17 protein-coding genes are annotated in these 17,012 nt (G+C 74.6%); 8 read left to right on the top strand and 9 right to left on the bottom strand.

The annotated features are described in order from the left end of the window. Positions 1-27: 27 nt before the first annotated feature. The gene (locus AB0B63_RS08430) at positions 28-222 is read right to left on the bottom strand and encodes a DNA repair protein (RefSeq protein WP_244252307.1); all 195 of its coding nucleotides are present in this window, start codon (positions 220-222) and stop codon (positions 28-30) included. A 203-nt stretch (positions 223-425) separates the two neighbouring features. Here AB0B63_RS08430 and AB0B63_RS08425 point away from each other — a divergent pair, with 203 nt between their 5' ends. Both AB0B63_RS08425 and AB0B63_RS08420 read left to right on the top strand, forming a co-directional pair. Further along, positions 426-1,088 carry a GNAT family N-acetyltransferase gene (locus AB0B63_RS08425; RefSeq protein ID WP_357015839.1) on the top strand — a complete coding sequence of 221 codons (663 nt, stop codon included), beginning with the start codon at positions 426-428 and terminating at the stop codon, positions 1,086-1,088. A gap of 427 nt (positions 1,089-1,515) precedes the next feature. Further along, a complete protein-coding gene (locus AB0B63_RS08420; protein WP_357015836.1) occupies positions 1,516-1,878 on the top strand; it encodes an STAS domain-containing protein in 363 nt (120 codons plus the stop codon). Between the two features lie 191 nt (positions 1,879-2,069). Here AB0B63_RS08420 and AB0B63_RS08415 read toward each other — a convergent pair whose 3' ends face one another. Next, positions 2,070-3,551 (bottom strand): glycoside hydrolase family 3 N-terminal domain-containing protein, encoded by a 1,482-nt coding sequence (locus AB0B63_RS08415; RefSeq protein WP_357015833.1) that lies wholly within the window; start codon positions 3,549-3,551, stop codon positions 2,070-2,072. A 200-nt stretch (positions 3,552-3,751) separates the two neighbouring features. Between AB0B63_RS08415 and AB0B63_RS08410 the strand changes: the two genes are divergently transcribed. Next, entirely contained in the window at positions 3,752-4,927 is a 1,176-nt protein-coding gene (locus AB0B63_RS08410) for an ROK family transcriptional regulator (protein ID WP_357015830.1), read from the top strand. A 254-nt stretch (positions 4,928-5,181) separates the two neighbouring features. On the opposite strand, the gene AB0B63_RS08405 is transcribed toward AB0B63_RS08410, so the two are convergent. From AB0B63_RS08405 to AB0B63_RS08395, 3 genes are all read right to left on the bottom strand, one after another. Beyond that, the gene (locus AB0B63_RS08405; RefSeq protein ID WP_357015827.1) at positions 5,182-5,577 is read right to left on the bottom strand and encodes a hypothetical protein; all 396 of its coding nucleotides are present in this window, start codon (positions 5,575-5,577) and stop codon (positions 5,182-5,184) included. A gap of 70 nt (positions 5,578-5,647) precedes the next feature. Continuing rightward, positions 5,648-6,661 (bottom strand): ABC transporter permease, encoded by a 1,014-nt coding sequence (locus AB0B63_RS08400; protein ID WP_357015824.1) that lies wholly within the window; start codon positions 6,659-6,661, stop codon positions 5,648-5,650. Then, entirely contained in the window at positions 6,658-7,689 is a 1,032-nt protein-coding gene (locus AB0B63_RS08395; protein ID WP_357015821.1) for an ATP-binding cassette domain-containing protein, read from the bottom strand. The genes AB0B63_RS08400 and AB0B63_RS08395 overlap by 4 nt, the downstream gene beginning before the upstream one ends. Before the next feature lie 131 nt (positions 7,690-7,820). Here AB0B63_RS08395 and AB0B63_RS08390 point away from each other — a divergent pair, with 131 nt between their 5' ends. Together AB0B63_RS08390 and AB0B63_RS08385 are read left to right on the top strand one after the other, a co-directional pair. Then, positions 7,821-8,651, top strand: coding sequence for an ABC transporter ATP-binding protein (locus AB0B63_RS08390; RefSeq protein WP_357015819.1), 831 nt, complete (start codon positions 7,821-7,823; stop codon positions 8,649-8,651). Positions 8,652-8,846: 195 nt separating this feature from the next. After that, complete coding sequence (locus tag AB0B63_RS08385; protein ID WP_208567457.1) at positions 8,847-9,740, top strand: ribokinase; 894 nt, start codon at positions 8,847-8,849, stop codon at positions 9,738-9,740. Positions 9,741-9,856: 116 nt separating this feature from the next. Here the strand turns inward: AB0B63_RS08385 and AB0B63_RS08380 are convergent, their stop codons facing one another. Next, the gene (locus tag AB0B63_RS08380; RefSeq protein ID WP_208567331.1) at positions 9,857-10,669 is read right to left on the bottom strand and encodes a hypothetical protein; all 813 of its coding nucleotides are present in this window, start codon (positions 10,667-10,669) and stop codon (positions 9,857-9,859) included. A 318-nt stretch (positions 10,670-10,987) separates the two neighbouring features. Between AB0B63_RS08380 and AB0B63_RS08375 the strand changes: the two genes are divergently transcribed. Further along, the gene (locus tag AB0B63_RS08375) at positions 10,988-12,667 is read left to right on the top strand and encodes an alpha/beta fold hydrolase (RefSeq protein ID WP_357015815.1); all 1,680 of its coding nucleotides are present in this window, start codon (positions 10,988-10,990) and stop codon (positions 12,665-12,667) included. A gap of 22 nt (positions 12,668-12,689) precedes the next feature. On the opposite strand, the gene AB0B63_RS08370 is transcribed toward AB0B63_RS08375, so the two are convergent. From AB0B63_RS08370 to AB0B63_RS08360, 3 genes are all read right to left on the bottom strand, one after another. Then, on the bottom strand, positions 12,690-13,061 hold the full coding sequence (locus AB0B63_RS08370; RefSeq protein WP_208567329.1) for a hypothetical protein: 372 nt from the start codon (positions 13,059-13,061) through the stop codon (positions 12,690-12,692). Continuing rightward, positions 13,058-13,540: a DUF6232 family protein gene (locus AB0B63_RS08365; protein ID WP_208567328.1), complete on the bottom strand. Its 483-nt coding sequence runs from the start codon at positions 13,538-13,540 to the stop codon at positions 13,058-13,060. Before AB0B63_RS08365 ends, AB0B63_RS08370 begins: the two co-directional genes overlap by 4 nt. Positions 13,541-13,686: 146 nt before the next feature. Then, positions 13,687-14,274, bottom strand: a complete 588-nt coding sequence (locus AB0B63_RS08360; RefSeq protein WP_357015810.1) for a DUF6232 family protein — start codon at positions 14,272-14,274, stop codon at positions 13,687-13,689. A gap of 98 nt (positions 14,275-14,372) precedes the next feature. Here AB0B63_RS08360 and AB0B63_RS08355 point away from each other — a divergent pair, with 98 nt between their 5' ends. Both AB0B63_RS08355 and AB0B63_RS08350 read left to right on the top strand, forming a co-directional pair. Then, positions 14,373-15,146, top strand: coding sequence for an enoyl-CoA hydratase-related protein (locus AB0B63_RS08355; RefSeq protein ID WP_208567326.1), 774 nt, complete (start codon positions 14,373-14,375; stop codon positions 15,144-15,146). Positions 15,147-15,295: 149 nt separating this feature from the next. Then, positions 15,296-16,918 carry an acetolactate synthase gene (locus AB0B63_RS08350; RefSeq protein WP_357015807.1) on the top strand — a complete coding sequence of 541 codons (1,623 nt, stop codon included), beginning with the start codon at positions 15,296-15,298 and terminating at the stop codon, positions 16,916-16,918. Positions 16,919-17,012: the final 94 nt, after the last annotated feature.

Genomic DNA, 17,012 nt, shown 5'->3' with positions numbered 1-17,012 from the left:
ACCCCGGTAGGGGCGCCGGTCCGCATCTCAGTGGGCGGTGAGACCGCGTCGGGCGGAGGAGCCGGCGGGGAGGGTGTCGAGTTCGCTCCAGGAGAGTCGTCCCTCGACGCCGCGACCGCACCGGATCTCCCGGTACCGCGGTTGGGCGGGGAAGAGGCCGGTGGCCTCCGCCGTACCCCAGAAACACACGCCGTGCTGCTGGTATCGGTCATTCGGCTGCATGGGCATGACCATTACCGTCCCAAAGAAAGGTGTACATGTATGGAAATAGATATGACGCATCGTCGATGGACCGGGTTCCGGTGAGGCAGGTCACGGTCCATTCCTCTGCTACCCGCGCACCGCCATCGGCAACCGGACCGCCGTCGGTGGGGGTGCGGCGTACCGTGGATCATGGGATGGCCACCGGGTGAGAGGGGCGGGCGGTGCTGGAGCGGCGGTTGTACCTGCACCTGGCGACCTGGCTCGGGCAGTGGCCGGCCGGCCCCGGTCTGCACGTGGTCGGCTCCTGGCGGCGCACCCGCCCGGCCTGGGACGGCCGTCCCCGCCCGGCGATCGCCGTCCGGGTCGCCGGCAGCACGGTGCTCTCCGTGCCGCCGCGACGGGTCGAAGCCGTCCGGGCGCTCGCCGCGAGGTCACGATCCGCGCTGCACGAGGCCCTGCCGGCCATGGTCGGGCAGCCCGGCTGGGTGGTCCACGACGACGTGTTCCGGTGGTGTCTCACCCCGCCGGCACTGCCCGACGTCGGCGGGTGGACCGCTCCCACCGATCCGGCCCTGCCGCCCTGGCTGCACCTGTTCGACTCCGACGTGCTCGTGGTCCGCGACGACGACGGCGGCTACCTGGCCGGTGTCGGGATCAAACGCCACGACGCGTACGGGCACGAACTGGCGGTCGGCACGGTCCCGGCGGCGCGTGGCCGGGGGCTGGCCCGCAGACTCGTCGCGCAGGCCGCCCGGCGGGTGCTCGACGAGGGTGCGGTGCCGACCTACCGCCACGACCCCGCGAACCTCGGTTCCGCCCGGGTCGCCGAGGCGGCCGGTTTCCCCGACCGGGGCTGGTCGTCGTGCGGCGTCTACCCGCCCTGACCGGCGTCCGGTGGCGGTACGGGTGGCGTCCAGCCCGAGATGGGCACCCGGTCGCTCGCCGGCCAGGTCGGTCGGATGGCGCGCGGACCGTGGATCCCGGGCCGGATCCACGGTCCGCAAACCGCCCCAGGCCCCGCCGTGACCGGCGCCGCCGGCCGACCTACGGCGCTGGTTACGCTATGTGCTCGTTGGCGTGCCGGGCAAGGGGTGCCCGGCGCGTTGACATTGTCCGGTAGTGGACTTGAGCTGCCCAGACAGGTGGCCGGCATCCCGGCGCGCTCCGGTGACGCACCGTGCTGTGCAGGCGGCCGGAGATGCTCCGGCGGCTGCCCGGCCGAACGATGTCAGGGGCCACCGGTATGGTCGGCCGTCGCGGCGAGGGTCGGCGCGCGGTCAGCGGTGGCCGGCGAAGCGGAAATGGACGGGTATGCAGCTGCCGACGCCGGGCGAGGAGTCCGGCCGGGTGGTGCTGGCACCGAAGGGTGACCTGGACATCGCCACCGTTCCCGGGCTGGAACACGCTCTCGACGAGGCGCTCGGCCGGGCCGGCCTGTTGGAGATCGTCGTCGACCTCGCCGCCGTCACCTTCCTCGACTCCACGGCGGTGGCCGCACTGCTGCGCGGGGCGGCCGAGGCGGTCGGCCGGGGAGCCACCCTGCGGCTGGTCGATCCGCAACCGGTGGTGTCCCGGGTGCTGCGGATCACCGCGGTCGGGCGGCTGCTCGGCCTCCCCGACGACCACGGCGACCGGCCCCCCGGAGTCGCCGACCCGGCCCCCTGGCGTCGCTGACCGACCTCCCCGGGCGACCACGGCAACTGTCCCTGCCGGGCCCCCGGGTGTCGTCGGCCGGCTGCCGGTGGGGGACCGGCGGGTGAGTACCGGTCCGTGAAGTGCCCCGGCGCGGACGGCGGCCGTGACCCGGCGTCGTCGGCTGGCCCCGGCGTCGCCGGTCGGGCCGGGCCCGGCAGGCAGGTCCTGACTCAGTCGGTCAGGCCGAGCACCTCGGCCGCCGCGCGACCGTTGGCATGACTCGCGCCGTAGGTGGTGACGAAGGCCCGCACCCCGCTCGGTCGCCACCGCCCCGGCCAGCCCATCTCCAGCACCGTCAGCGCGTGTGTCGCGGCCAGCGACCCGACGAGGGCCGGCCCGCCGGGCAACCGGTGCAGGTGCCGGCCGACCAGTACGATCGGCCGCCCGGCGGCGAGACGCCGCAACGCTGCCGGATCCGCCTCGGCGGCAATCACCCGGACCTGCTCGACCCGGGACAGGTGAGGGCCCAGCCCCCAGGGCACCCGCCCCTCGGCGATGGTGGCGGCGGCGTACACCTGCACCACGAGGGGCCGTTCCCCCCGGGGCAGCTCGCCCTCCACCCGGACGGCCCGGCGGGCAGCCCGGTAACCGATGCCGGGCGGGCCGGACCCGGGCGTGCGGTCAGCGCCGGCCGGGAGGGGGCGGGGTTGGCTTGCGGCCCGGGTCCAGGCGGCGAGCGCGGCGACCCGGCCGGCGGCCTGTTCCACCCGGGCCCGGTCCAGCCGGCCGTCGCCGATCGCTCCGACGATCTCGGCGACCACCCGCTCGACCAGCGCGGCGTCCACCCGCGCGCCCACGCAGAGCAGGTCCGCCCCGGCGGCCAGCGCCCGTACGGCGGCGGGGCCGACCCCACCGGCGGCGACGGCCGCGCCCTTCATCTCCAACGCGTCGGTGATCACCGTGCCGGTGAAGCCGAGTTCGCCGCGCAGCAGGTCGACCAGGACGGCCCGACTGAAGGTGGCCGGCCCGTCCCCAGTCAGCGCCGGCACCCGGATGTGCGCCGTCATGACCGCCTGTACGCCCGCGTCGACCGCCGCAGCGAAGGGCGGCAGGTCCCGGGCCCGCAGCAGCGCCGTGTCGGCGTCCACCGTGGGCAGCTCGTGGTGCGAATCGGCGACGGTCGCGCCGTGGCCCGGGAAGTGCTTGGCGCAGGCCGCCACCCCGACCGACTGGAGACCCGCCACGGCAGCTGCCGTGTGGGCGGCGACCCGCCCCGGGTCGGCCCCGAACGAACGGGTGCCGATCACCGGGTTCTCGTCGGCGGTGTTCACGTCCACCGTGGGGGCCAGGTCGACGGTGACGCCGACGGCGGCGAGTTCGCCGCCGATGGCCGCATAGATCCGCCGGGTGAGTGTGGTGTCGTCGACCACGCCGAGCGCCGCGTTGCCCGGGTACGGGCTGCCGGTGGCGTGGGCGAGCCGGGTGACGTCACCACCCTCCTCGTCGATGGTGACCAGCACGTCCGACCGGGCGGTACGCAGCGCGGCGGTGCTCGCCGCCAGCTGGGCCGGGTCGTGCACGTTGGTGCCGAAGAGGGTGTGCCCGGCCAGTCCCTCGGCGACCAGGTCGACCGCCCAGTCCGGTGGCACCGGCCCCGGATAGGCGGCCAGCAGTGTGCCCAGCGCCAGCCGGCGCAGCCCCGGATCCCCCACCTGAGTCTCCTTTCCGCCGGTGTGTGCCGTACGGCTGCCCGGATGTCCCGGGTTTGCGGCCCTGTGCCGCCGGATGGCACGAGTGTCGGCTCGGCCGGCCGGGTCGTCCGAGTTTCCCGGCGTGGGTCGGCCGATACGCTACGGACATCCCTGACCAGCGCGATTCGTTAGCAGAGTTTACGAAAAACAGAGGACGTGGCATGAGTGCGACCCGGCTGCCCGGCACCCCCCGACTGTTGCGGGCGCTCAACGACCGTGCGGCGCTGGAACTCCTGCTCGAACGCGGCCCGCTCACCCGGGCCCGCCTCGGTGAGCTGACCGGCCTGTCCAAGGTCACCGCCTCGCAGCTGGTCGAGCGGCTGGAGGAGCGGGGTCTGGTCGCCCGGGTCGGCGAGCAGGCCGGTGGGCGGGGGCCGAACGCGCAGCTCTACGCCGTCCGACCGGGCAGCGCGTACGTGGTCGGGGTGGACGTGGGGGCGGAGCGGGTGGTGGCCGCCTGCGCGGACATCACCGGTGCGGTGGTCAGTCAGGTCGAACAGTCCACCCGGGACACCGACGACCCGGTCGGCGTGGTGCACACCGCGGTGGTGCAGGCGGCCAGCCGGGCCGGCGCGCACCTGGACAGCGTACGGCGGGTGGTGCTCGGCACCCCGGGTCTGGTCGACCCGACCACCGGCGACATCACCTTCGCCTTCAACCTGCCCCGCTGGCACCGGGGGCTGCTCGCCGCGCTGCGGGAGGACCTGCACACCCCGGTCGTCTTCGAGAACGACGTGAACCTGGCCGCCGTCGCGGAGGCGCAGTCCGGGGCGGCGCAGGGGATGACGGATTTCGTGCTGGTCTGGGTGGGTGCCGGCGTCGGCCTGGCGATCATGCTGGGTGGCCGGCTGCACCACGGCAGCAGCGGCGCGGCCGGCGAGATCGGTTACCTGCCGGTGCCGGGGGTGCCGATCCCCCGGGACGTCTCGCGCCGGGCCAAGCCGGCGTTCCAGCAGCTCGCCGGGGCGGACGCGGTCCGGGCGGTGGCCCGTGAGCACGGCGTCGACGCGCCCGACGCGGCCGACGCGGTGCGCGCCGCCATCGCCGCCGGCACCGCCGGTGGCCCGCTCCTCGACGAACTCGCCCGCCGGCTCGCCCTCGGCGTGGCCAGCACCTGCGTGGTGCTGGACCCGCCGCTGGTGGTGCTGGCCGGTGAGGTCGGGCAGGCCGGTGGCGCGGCGCTGGCCGAGCGGGTGCAGCACGAGGTGGCGGCGATCACCCTGGTCCGGCCCCGGGTGGTGCCGACCGGGCTGACCGAGGAGCCGATCCTGCGGGGGGCGCTGCGCACCGCGCTGGACGCCGTCCGGGACGAGGTGTTCGGGTCGACCGTCGGTTAGTCGTTCACCCCGCCCATCCGCCACCATGAAGGAATACTTCACCACTGCCACCGATCCTGGCAATATCCTGCCAGGATCGGGGGCGGTCACCCGGTCGGCACGACGGGGCTGAACGGGATCAGGGCAAGTGCGGCAGCAGTCGTCCCAAGGTTACCCCGATGCCGGTGTGACGGGGGGTGGGAGCGCCGCCGACGGCGAGGCGTGGTCCCGGCACCCCGGGCCCGCGCCCCGCCGTCGGCCGGCGGGACAGCCGATCAGAGGAGCAGGTAACCCTGCGTCCCCTCGCTGTTCTGCCCCTCACAGTTCGGGTCCGGCGAGTCGAAGTGATCCACGCCGTTGCTCGTGATGCACCGGTAGAGGAGGAGGTGGGCCGCGGCCGGTGGGCCGTCGTAGGCGTAGCCGATCACCCCGAGGAAGGTCCGACCCTCGCAGTTGGCGGACACGGAGGTGAACCGGTCGTTGTTTATCTGGCACTGGTACAGGGGGTGGCTGCCCGCGACCTGGGCGGTGAGCACCTTCCCGAGGCTGCCCTCGGCCTGGTAGCTGCCGCCGGGGTAGGTGGCGGAGCTGACGTGGTCCCGGCCGGGCCAGAAGTACCGGGTGAGCGTGGCTGTGCCGGGGGAGGGCGGGTTCGGGGTAGGACGTCGCAATCCACACCGAACCCGAAGGCCCTCACCTAGTTCAAGACCTACCCGTCACCAACGTCTGTGGTCAGGACAGCTAGAGCAGGTCGCGGCGGCGGAAGGCGGCGAACGCGGACCCGGTGACCGCACCGGTCAGCGCCAACAGCACCAGCAGCGCCGGTCCCCAGGTGATCACGTAGGTGCCGCCGTCGCAGACGCCGCTGCCCGGCGGACAACCCCGGTCGTCCCAGAGCTCCAACCGACCGGACAACCACGCGCCCAGGTAGTTGGAGAGCATCAACAGGTCCGCCCGGGCCACGTCGAGGATCTGCAGCACCAGCCGGGCGCCCAGCTCCCAGACCACGGCGTACGCGGCGACCGCGCCGAGCGCCGCCGACGTGTGCCGGCCCAACGTGGCGATCCCGAAGCCGAGCACCGTCGTCAGCAGCACCAGCACCAGACCCCGCCCGTAGATGGCGCCGAGCTGCCCCCAGAACTCCCCGCCCAGCGGGCCCGGCACACCGGCCGTCTGCCCGATCGTCCAGAAGGTGCCCAGGTAGAGCGCCGACGCCAGCACCGACAGCGCGGCCACCACCCCGACCAGGGTGCCCAACTTCGTGCCGAGCACGGTGAGTCGACCCGGCCGCCACAGCAGCAGGTTGACCACCCCGCCGGAGTTCAGGTCGGCCCCGATGTACGACGCGCCCACCAGGAAGCCGAACAGCACCAGGAACGCGATCAGGAAGTAGAGCAGCCCCCGCGCCTCCTGGGAGAAGACGAAGACCGAGGTGAGATAGTCGGTGGCCAGCGGCAGCCGCTCCATCCGCGCCGGGTCCAGCTCCCCGCAGTCGGCCGGCACGTACCCGGCGTCCTCCATGATCGGGATCTCGCCCGCCCTGATCCGCAGGCAGCGGGTGTGGTCCGCCTCCATCGCGGCCACCGCCTGCGCGGCCTGCGTCTGCGCGGCGTACATCTCCTGCGTCGTCGGCCGGTGCGAGCCGAGCAGGGTGGTCGCGGTGGTCACCGTGAAGGCCACCGCGAGCAGCAGCACCATCAGTTGGACGAAGCGTCGGGCGGCCAACCGCTCCACCTCGGCACGGACCAGGTTCACGCGTCCACCCTCCGACCTTCGGTCCGGTCAAGTTCGATCAGCGGCTCAGCGGCGGCGCCGGTGTCAGCGGGGAGGGCGTCGTCGGCAGCGGTGCCGTCCGACTGCCGGGGTGGGGTCGCCCCGGCGGTGAGTTCGAGGAAGACACTCTCCAGGTCCGGCCGGATCGGGGTCAGTTCGCGGACCCACAGGCCCTGGCCGCCGAGGGTGCTGCTGATCAGTTCCGACTCCGGTGCGCCCCCGACCACCAGCACGTCGTCTGGGTGGACGGTGACCGTCAGCCCGACCGTCCGCAGCAGCTCCGCGCCCCGCTCCGGCTCGGCCACCCGGACCCGCCACTCGTGCGGGTCGTGCCCGGCCAGCACGTCGTCCACCCGACCGGCGGCCACCCGACGCCCCCGCGCGATGATCGTGACGTGGTCGCAGATCAGCTGGATCTCGGCCAGCAGGTGGCTCGACACCAGCACGGTCACCCCGGCCTCGGCGAGGGTGCGCATCAGCTCGCGCATCTCCCGCATACCGGCCGGGTCCAGCCCGTTCGCCGGCTCGTCCAGGATCAGCAGCTCCGGGTTCTTCAGCAACGCCGACGCGACGGCGAGACGCTGCTTCATGCCCAGCGAATAGCCCTTCACCCGGTCCTCGCCCCGGTCCCGCAGACCCACCTGGTCGAGCACCTCGTCCACCCGCGACGTCGGCACACCCCCGGCGACCGCCAGCAACCGCAACGTACGGTGCCCGGTGAAGTTGCCGAAGAACTGCGGGCTCTCCACGATCGCGCCGACCCGGCCGGCGACCCGACCCAACTGCTCCGGGGCCGACGCGCCCAGTACCCGCAGCTCACCGGCATCGGCGTTGACCAGCCCCAGCAGGGCGCGCAGCGTGGTGGTCTTGCCGGAGCCGTTGGGGCCGAGGAAGCCGTGCACCTGGCCCGCCTCGACGACCATGTCGAAACCGTCCACCGCCACCCGGCTGCCCCGGCGCAGGGTACGGAACGTCTTGCGCAGACCGGCTATCTCGATGACCGCGCTCATCCGCACCGCTCCTCGTCGCTCACGGGCATGGGCCGTCCTCCGGGTGTGGTGACCAATGACACGGTGCCCCACCCTATGGCCGGGCCACCGCCCGTGGGGGGCGGTCTCGGGCTGCGTGGTTGGATGGAGCGGTGACTGCTGACCCGTTCCCCGCCGCAGCCGCCCCCTCGCCCGTGGACGCGGATGTGGTGGTCAGCCTGGACGGCGTCGCCGTCCGGCGATCCGGCACCGCCCTGCTGCACGACGTCGACTGGCAGGTCGAGCTGGACGAACGCTGGGTGGTGCTCGGCCCCAACGGCGCCGGCAAGACCACCCTGCTCAACCTCGCCTGCGGTCGGCTGCACCCGAGCGCGGGTGTGGCGCACGTGCTCGGCGAGCGGATCGGTCGTACCGACCTCACCGAGCTGCGGACCCGGATCGGGTTGACCACCGCCGCGGTGGCCGAGCGGATTCCCACCGAGGAACGGGTCAGCGACGTCGTGGTCACCGCCGCCTGGTCGGTGGTCGGCCGCTGGCGGGAGAGCTACGACCCGGCCGACGAGGCCCGCGCCCGTGCCCTGCTCGGGCAGCTCGGCGTCGGGCACCTGGCGGACCGGACGTACGGCACCCTCTCCGAGGGCGAGCGCAAGCGGGTGCAGATCGCCCGCGCCCTGATGACCGATCCGGAGCTGCTGCTGCTCGACGAACCGACCGCCGGGCTCGACCTGGGTGGGCGCGAGGACCTGGTCGGCCGGCTCGCCGAGCTGGCGTACGACCCGGACGCCCCGGCGATGGTGCTGGTCACCCACCACGTCGAGGAGATCCCGCCCGGCTTCACCCACGCGTTGCTGCTGCGTGACGGCGCGGTGGTCGCCCAGGGACTGCTCGCCGACACGCTGACCGGCGACAACCTCAGCAAGACCTTCGGTCTGCCCCTGCTGGTCGAACGCCACGGCCCCCGCTGGACCGCCCGCGCCGCCTAACCCCCCCCACCCACCCCACCCCCACCCCAACGTCGATCATGGAGTTGTGGTGGGGGAAACGCCCTCCCATGCCCCTTTTGTGGCCACCGTAAGTCCATGATCGACGGGATGGGTGGGTGGAGGGTGGGGATTTAGACTCGTCGTGGTCGTGTCCGGCGGGGCGGTGGGGAGGGCGTGGTGTCGGTGGGAGGTGGGGTGCGGCAGAGCCGGATCGTCGTGGTGGGCAGCGCGAACATGGACGTGGTCGGGGCCGGACCGAGGCTGCCCCGGCCCGGCGAGACGGTGCTCGGCGACGACTTCGTGATGGTGCCCGGTGGTAAGGGCGCCAACCAGGCCGTCGGCGCCGTCCGGGCCGGGGCCGCCTGCACCTTCCTCGGCGCGCTCGGCTCCGACTCGTTCGGGGTCACCCTGCGGGCCCGGATCACCGCCGCGCAGGTGGACACCAGCCATCTGCGGGTGGTGTACGGGGCGTCCGGGGTGGCGCTGGTCATGGTCAACGCCGCCGGGGAGAACGCCATCCTGGTCACCCCCGGCGCGAACGCCGCCTTCACCGCGCTCACCGACGCCGAGCTGGACGTCGTACGCGGGGCGGACGTGCTGGTCGCCCAGTTGGAGATCCCGGTCGAGACGGTGACCGAGGCGGCGGTGGCCGCCCGTGCCGCCGGTACCCGGGTGATCCTCAACGCCGCGCCGGCCCGGCAGGTGCCCGCCGAGCTGCTCGCCGCGGTGGACCTGTTGGTGGTCAACGAGACCGAGGCGCAGCTGCTCACCGGCCGGGGGCGCGAGGAGCCGGCGGCGCTGCTGGCCCTGGTGCCCAGGGCGGTACTCACCCTCGGCGGCGAGGGCGCCTGGTACGTCGAGCGGGACGGCCGGGCCGTGCACGTGCCACCCGTCGCCGTGGACGTGGTCGACACGACCGCCGCCGGAGACGCGTTCACCGCCGCCCTGGCCGTGGCCTGGGGTGAGGGTCGCGAGGTGGTCGACGCGGTGCGCTGGGCGGCGGCGGCCGGTGCGGCCTGCGTCCGCCGGCTCGGCGCGTCCGTGGCCCTGCCCCGCCGTGCCGAGATCGACGCCCTGTACACCCCGTGACGAGCGGGGCGCCCCGACGGTCGCGTCCCGGCCCGCCCTGTCGCCGACGCCGCGATCGCCCCGGCCGCCGGACCGACCGCGCGGCCCGGCCCGGCGTCATCCTGCTGACCGGTGGCTCAGCCGGCCGGGTCGTCGCTGAGCCGTTCGCCCCGGCGGCGCAACATGCCGAGGCCGGGGATGCCGGCGACGGCGAGCTTGAGGTCGCGGGTCACGTCGAGCAGGTCGTGCAGGTCCGGGCCGACCCGGTCCAGGGTGGCCAGGATCGGCAGCACGTCCGAGGTCAGGTGCTCCTTGAGCTTGGGCAGCTCGTCGACCAGCCGGATCGCCGCGACCACCTCCTCGTGGCTCAGCTCGGCGACGAACCGGTTCGCCATCGGCGCACCCCGACGCAAGGCCGGCTCGTACGCGGTCAGCAGCTCCGCCGCGACGGTGGCGGCGCCCTCAGCGGTGGCCACCGTGCCGGCGGCCCGACCCGCCACCGCCCCGGCCTCGGCGATCACGGTGCCGGCGGCCCGGGACACCTGTCCGGCCTCGGCCACCAGGCCGGCTGCCGCCCCGGCGACCTGTCCGGCCTCGGCCACCACCACGGCTGCCGCCCCGGAGACCCGTTCGGCCTCGGCCACCACCACGGCCGCCGCCCCGGCGACCTCGGTGGCCTGCACGATGGCCGTGGTGGCCGCCGTGCTGATCACCGCCACCTCACGCACCGCCGTCTCGGCGTCGGTGAGCACCCGGTCGGTCCGGTCCAGGGTCTCCTCGATCCGGTCCACCACCCCGTTGATCCGGGTCAGGAGCGCCTCCACCCCGTCGAGCACGGCGAAGGCACGGGCCGGCACGGCGGCGAACGAGGCGGCCGACCCGACCGCCTGGTCGAGGGCGGCACGGGTGAGGCCGACGACGGCGGTCGGTCGGGGCAGGGAGAGGGCCATGTCCCCCAGTGTGCGTCGGCTCGGCCAGTGCTGCCCGTCGGCACGGTCGGGCCCGGGCCGGCCTAGGGACGGGACCAGACCCGGACCAGGGGCGGGAGCAGATCCGGACCGGGGGTGGGATCCCAGCCGGGGCCAGGTCCGGGCCAGGGGTGGGGCCAGGTCCGGACCAGCGGTGGGGCCAGATCCGGACCAGGGGCCGAGACGGCGGGACCACGGTGGGACGGGAACGGGGGCGGGGCCAGGGGGTTCGGTCAGGGCCGGGGCGCGGGTGTGGGCCGGCCGGAAAGCGGCCGTCGCGCCGGGCGGTAGGGTGCCGGCATGTCGGTCCGCCCCCGCGGGGTGACGCCGGCCGGTCGTGGTCTGGCGGGCCTCGCGATCCTCGCCGTGCTCGCCGTGTTCACCGGCGGCTACGGGCTGTCCCGGGCGGACGCCGGGCTGACCACCCGGCAGGTGACCGTCGACGGGGTGCCGTTGACCGAGGTACGGGCCGAAACACCGGGCGGGACGGGGGCCGGGCCGGCGCGGGGACGTCGGCCGGGGGTGGTGATCGCCCACGGTTTCGCCGGTTCGGCCCGGCTGATGCGTCCGTTCGCCGACACGCTCGCCCGGCAGGGTGTGGTCGCGTTGCTGGTCGACTTCGCCGGGCACGGCGGTAATCCGGCACCGCTGGTCGGGGCGGGGCGCGACGACATCGACTCCCGTGCCGTCCTCGAACACGACCTGGCCGTCGCCGTCGCCCACCTGCGCGGCCGGCCCGACGTCGACCCGGCGCGGATCGTGCTGCTCGGCGACTCGATGGGCGCGGGCGCGGTGACCCGGTACGCCGCCAGTCATCCCGACATCGCCCGGACCGTGGCGATCTCACTGCCCGACGGCAGCGAGCTGCCCGACGGCCGGCCGGAGGGGCTGCTGCTGATCGTCGGCGGTCTCGAGTTCCCCGACTTCCGCGCCACCGCCGAGGCGACCGCCCGCCGGGGTGCCGGCCGACGACTGGTGGTGGTGCCGGGGACGGAACATGTCTCGGTGCTCTTCGCCGGCCGTACCCACGCGGAGGTCGCCGCCTGGGTCGGCGGTGGCGGCACCACGGCACCGCGGCCGGTCGCCCGGCTGGTCCCGGCTGGGCTGCTGTTGCTCGGGTTCGTGCTGGGCTTCGCCCCGTTGGCGGCGCTGCTGTTGGGCCCGCGGCGGGTGCCGCCGTCCGCCCGCCGCGGGCCCGGCCGACCGGTCACGGTCGCCCCGGTCGTGGTGGCGGTGGCGGCGTGCGCCATCGGCGTGGGCGTGCTGTCGGGTGCGGTGACGCCCACCGACCGGCTCCCCCTTGCGATGGGTGGTTACCTCACCGGTTTCCTGCTGGTCACCGGCGTCCTGCTGGCCGCCGCACGCTGGTGGCCGCTGCACACGTGGCCCCCCGCCCTCGATGCGGCCACCGCTCCGGCTGCAACCCCGGCCCCGGCCGCAACCCCGGCCGCCGCCCCGGCTACGGCTGCAACCCAGGTCGGCGCGGCCACGTCGGTCCCCGCCGCCCCGGCTCCTGCCGGCGGGCCCGACCCGGCCGCCGTGCCACCCGGGGGCCGCACGCCGGTGCGGTCCGTGGTCGCCGTTCTGCTGCTGACCGGGTACGCCGCGATCGCCGTCGCCGTGCCGATCCACCTGGGTCTCACCTGGGCCGTGCCGGTGGGCCCCCGGTGGTGGCTGCTGCCCGTGGTGGCGGTCGCCTGTCTGGTCTTCCTGGCCGGTGCCGAGCTGGTGACGGACGGCCGGAGCTGGCGGTACGCGGCGGTCGGCGCGCTGGTCGTGCCGGCGCTGACCGGGGCGGCCGTGGTGGGGCTGGCCCCCGGGTTCGTACTGCTGGTGGTGCCGCTGCTCGCGGTGCTCCTCGGCTGGCAGGCCGCCTGGGCGGCGGTGCTGCGGCGGGCCGGTGCGCCCCGGTGGTCACCGGCGGTGGTGGGCGCGGTCCTGTTGGCCTGGCCGGTCGCCACCGCGTTGCCCCTGAGTTGACCCTCAGCCGGCGCAGCGGGGGTCACGGCCGGGCGCGGGCCACCCGCAGCGCCCACCAGATCAGCGGCGCCTGCAGGGGCACCCGCCCGTAGGCGACCGCCCGGCGCAGCGGGGGTTGCCGTCGCCAGTCCACCGCCATCTGCACGTTGGCCGGGAACACCGCAGTGAACAGCGCCGCTGCGGCCAGACCGCCCCGGCGTCGGGTGGCCGGGTGCGCCAGCGCCGCCGCCACCAGCAGCTCGACCACCCCACTGGCGTACGTCCAGCGGCGGGCGGGTCCGGGCAGTGCCCGGGGCACGATCCGGTCGTACGGGCGGGGCTTCGCGAAGTGGGTGACGCCGGCCAGGGCGAGCAGACCGGCCAGGGCGACGGCCTCGCCGCGACGGGTGCTCATCGGTGTTCCCCCTGCTGTTCGACCGCGCGTTGGACGGCGCGGTAGATCTGTCCGAACCGTAGCGCGTCGGGGGTGCGCAGCAGCATCACTTCCTGACCGAGGTGCTGCACCCACAGCTCGTTGACCCGGTTGCCGCGTTCGTAGGAGCGGTCCAGCCAGCCCAGCGGCAGCTCCAGGAAGGGCAGCAGGGCGAGCACCCCGACGGCGCAGGCGGCAAGCACGAGCAGGGCCGGCTTCCATTCGCCGCGGTCCTGTGCCGACCAGAGCAGTGAGACCACGCAGACCAGGGCGACCAAGGGGGGCAGCGAGAGCAGCAGCACCAGTACGCCGCGTCCGAGGATGCGGGACCGGACGGCCATCGTGGTGGCCCCCCGGGCGTGCCAGACGTACGCCACGTCGGCGATCCGGACGATCTGCCCGCCGGCCGTGATCGACTCGGAGGTCACCTGCACCGTGTCGTCCCGGTAATAGAGGGTCATCACTAACCCTAACCGTTCGCAGCCGGCCGGTGCCGGGCCGTGTTCGGTCGATCGGGCCCTCCTGGGGGCCGGCTGCCGGTCGGCCGGTGCTTCGCCGGCCCGGTGACCTGGTGGTCGGTACCCGGGGCGACGGGTGGTGCGGACGGCTACGACCTGCGGCGGGGCCCGGGGCCGTCGCCGGGCGAGCCGGTCGCGTGCTGCCGCCCGGTGCCGGCCGTCGACCCGCCGTGGCGCTCCGTGCGCAACGGCGGCCCGGGGTCGTGGCCGGCCCGGGGCGGTGGCGCGGTGTTCTCCATCGCCCGCTGCACCGCCCGGTAGATCCGGCCGAAGCGCAGCGCGTCGCCGGTGCGCAGCAGCAGCACCGGCCGTCCATGCCAGCGGACCCACAGCTCACGCTGTCGGCTGCCCTGGTCGTAGGAGCGGTCCAGGTGGTCGAAGAGGAAGTCGGCGACCGGCCCGACGGCCAGCCCGACCAGCACCGACGCGCCGACGATGGCGAGCGTGACGGTGGGGGAGCGGTGCAGCCAGACCGCCACCGCGATGCCGATCACCGCAGCCACCAGGGGGCCGGCCAGGGCGGCGCCGATCGCCCCCCGTCCGGCGAGTACCCGCCAGGAGCGGTCGCCCCGGCGGTGCCAGACCAGGCCGATCTCGGCCAGCGGAAAGGCGCGACCGTCGACCCGGATGGCGGTGGAGGTGACCTGCACCGACCGGTCGTCGTAATACGTGATCATGGCGGGACTCCCGGGCGCGGGTGGCGAACACCAGACTACGTACCCCAACGATCCGGGTCGTAAGGTTGGCACGACTTCGACGAGGAAGTAGGGGTGGCGTGAGCGAGTTCGTGCGGTTGGAGACCAGGGACGGCATCGGCACCATCCGGCTGGAGCGGCCGCCGATGAACGCGCTCAACAAGCAGGTCCAGGAGGAGTTGCGGGCCGCCGCGACGGCCGCCTCCGCCGACCCGGCCGTCCGCGCCGTCATCGTGTACGGCGGGGAGAAGGTCTTCGCCGCCGGCGCCGACATCAAGGAGATGGCCGACATGTCCTACGTGGACATGGCGGAGCGGGCCGCCGACCTGTCCAGCGCCGTCGGCGCACTCGCCCGGATCCCCAAGCCGGTGGTCGCCGCGATCACCGGGTACGCCCTCGGTGGCGGCTGTGAGCTGGCGCTGGCCTGTGACTGGCGGGTGGTGGCCGAGGACGCCAAGCTCGGCCAGCCGGAGATCAAACTCGGCGTCATCCCCGGTGCGGGCGGCACCCAGCGGCTGGCCCGGCTGGTCGGCCCGGCCCGCGCCAAGGATCTGATCATGTCGGGCCGGATGGTGGACGCGGCGGAGGCGCTGCGGATCGGGCTGGCCGACCGGGTCGCCCCGGCCGCCGAGGTCTACGACACCGCCGTCGCGTTGGTGCGGCCGTACCTGACCGGGCCGGTGCAGGCGTTGCGGGCGGCGAAACTGGCGGTCGACGCCGGCCTGGACATGGACCTGACCTCCGGGCTGGCGTGGGAGAGCCAGCTCTTCGCCGCGCTCTTCGCCACCGACGACCGCCGCGAGGGGATGGCCGCGTTCGTCGAGAAGCGCAAGCCGGACTTCACCGGCCGCTGACCCGTCCCGCCCCGGGCCGCGCTCCTGCCGGTCCGGGGCGGACTCCCGGCGCGATGGTGGTGGTGCCGCCGACGCCGTGCCGGGAGGTGTTCACATCCCGCCTACCGGCCAGTAGCGTGTGACTCCGGTCAGCGGACGAGGGAGCGGCGATGACGGAACGGGTCGAGGGCCACGGCGGAGCGCTGGCGTTGGCGGCACTGCGGGCGCACGGCGTACGGGAGATGTTCACCCTCTCCGGCGGGCACGTCTTCCCGCTCTACGACGCCGCGCACACCACCGGCTTCCCGATCTACGACGTCCGGCACGAGCAGTCCGCCGTCTTCGCCGCCGAGGCGGTGGCCAAGCTTCAGCGCCGCCCCGGCCTCGCCGTACTCACCGCCGGCCCCGGCGTCACCAACGGCGTCTCCGGCCTGACCAGCGCCTTCTTCAACGCCTCACCGGTGCTGGTGCTGGGCGGCCGGGCCCCGCAGTTCCGCTGGGGTTCCGGCAGCCTCCAGGAGATGGACCACCTGCCGCTGGTCGCCCCCGTCACCAAGCACGCCGAGACGGTGTTCACCGCCGACGACATCCCCCGCGCGGTCTCCGCCGCGTTGACCACCGCGCTCACCCCGCACCGGGGCCCGGTCTTCCTCGACTTCCCGCTGGAGGCGATCTTCTCCGTCGGCGACACCGAACTGGCCGCCCCGACCGCCGTCGCCCCGGTCGAACCCGACCCGGACGAGGTGACGAAGGCGGCCCGGTTGATCGCCGCCGCCGACCGCCCGGTGATCATCGCCGGTTCCGACGTGTACGCCGGGGACGCCGTCGCCGCGCTCCGCGAGGCCGCCGAGGCGTTGCAGGTGCCGGTCTTCACCAACGGCATGGGCCGCGGTGCGCTCCCGCCGCAGCACCCGCTCGCCTTCGCCAAGGCCCGCCGGGTCGCCCTCGGCGACGCGGACGTGGTGGTCGTCGTCGGCACCCCGCTGGACTTCCGGCTCAGCTTCGGCGACTTCGGCGACGCGGCGGTGGTGCACGTCGTCGACGCCCCCACCCAGCGGGCCGGGCACGTCCAGCCCGCCGCCAGCCCCGCCGGTGACCTGCGGCTGATCCTGTCCGCCTTCGCCGACCACACCGGCGACCGGGCCGACCACGCCGACTGGATCGCCCGGCTGCGCACCGCCGAGGACGCGGCGAAGGCACGCGACGCCGGGGAGATGGCCGCCGACACCGACCCGATCCGCCCGGCCCGGGTCTACGGCGAGCTGCGCCGGGCTCTCGCCCCGGACGCGATCACCATCGGCGACGGCGGCGACTTCGTCTCGTACGCCGGGCGCTACCTGGAGCCGTCGCAGCCCGGCACCTGGCTCGACCCCGGCCCGTACGGCTGCCTGGGCACCGGGATGGGCTACGCGATGGGGGCCCGGGTCAGCCACCCCGACCGGCAGGTCTGCGTGCTGATGGGCGACGGCGCGGCCGGGTTCTCGCTGATGGACGTCGAGTCGCTGGTCCGGCAGCGGCTGCCGGTGGTGATCGTGGTCGGCAACAACGGCATCTGGGGGCTGGAGAAGCACCCGATGCGGGCCATGTACGGCTACGACGTCGCGGCCGACCTGCAGCCCGAACTGCGCTACGACAAGGTGGTCGAGGCGCTCGGCGGGGCCGGGGAGACGGTGGCGAAGGCCGCCGACCTCGGCCCGGCGCTGGGGCGGGCGTTCGACGCCGGGGTGCCGTACCTGGTCAACGTGCTCACCGACCCGGCCGACGCGTACCCGCGCTCGTCCAACCTGGCCTGACCACCCGGCCCACGGCCGCCGCCGGACCCGGCGGCGGTCGTGTTCTGCCGGGCGGATAAATCGGCGGAATGTCAGCGGCGACACACGTAACGTC

This window comes from Micromonospora sp. NPDC049081 (assembly GCF_040648835.1).
In the GTDB taxonomy this organism is placed as follows: Bacteria; Actinomycetota; Actinomycetes; order Mycobacteriales; family Micromonosporaceae; genus Micromonospora; species Micromonospora antibiotica.
The sequence above is the reverse complement of the archived record's forward strand: the minus strand, read 5'-3'. Positions and strand labels throughout refer to the sequence as shown.

What these genes read in the sequence shown, in the direction of transcription:
- AB0B63_RS08430 (WP_244252307.1), bottom strand. Translation starts at nt 222, where the DNA reads ATGCAGCCGAATGACCGATACCAGCAGCACGGCGTGTGTTTCTGGGGT.
- AB0B63_RS08420 (WP_357015836.1), top strand. Translation starts at nt 1,516, where the DNA reads ATGCAGCTGCCGACGCCGGGCGAGGAGTCCGGCCGGGTGGTGCTGGCA.
- AB0B63_RS08410 (WP_357015830.1), top strand. Translation starts at nt 3,752, where the DNA reads ATGAGTGCGACCCGGCTGCCCGGCACCCCCCGACTGTTGCGGGCGCTC.
- AB0B63_RS08395 (WP_357015821.1), bottom strand. Translation starts at nt 7,689, where the DNA reads ATGAGCGCGGTCATCGAGATAGCCGGTCTGCGCAAGACGTTCCGTACC.
- AB0B63_RS08380 (WP_208567331.1), bottom strand. Translation starts at nt 10,669, where the DNA reads ATGGCCCTCTCCCTGCCCCGACCGACCGCCGTCGTCGGCCTCACCCGT.
- AB0B63_RS08375 (WP_357015815.1), top strand. Translation starts at nt 10,988, where the DNA reads ATGTCGGTCCGCCCCCGCGGGGTGACGCCGGCCGGTCGTGGTCTGGCG.
- AB0B63_RS08370 (WP_208567329.1), bottom strand. Translation starts at nt 13,061, where the DNA reads ATGAGCACCCGTCGCGGCGAGGCCGTCGCCCTGGCCGGTCTGCTCGCC.
- AB0B63_RS08365 (WP_208567328.1), bottom strand. Translation starts at nt 13,540, where the DNA reads ATGACCCTCTATTACCGGGACGACACGGTGCAGGTGACCTCCGAGTCG.
- AB0B63_RS08360 (WP_357015810.1), bottom strand. Translation starts at nt 14,274, where the DNA reads ATGATCACGTATTACGACGACCGGTCGGTGCAGGTCACCTCCACCGCC.
- AB0B63_RS08350 (WP_357015807.1), top strand. Translation starts at nt 15,296, where the DNA reads ATGACGGAACGGGTCGAGGGCCACGGCGGAGCGCTGGCGTTGGCGGCA.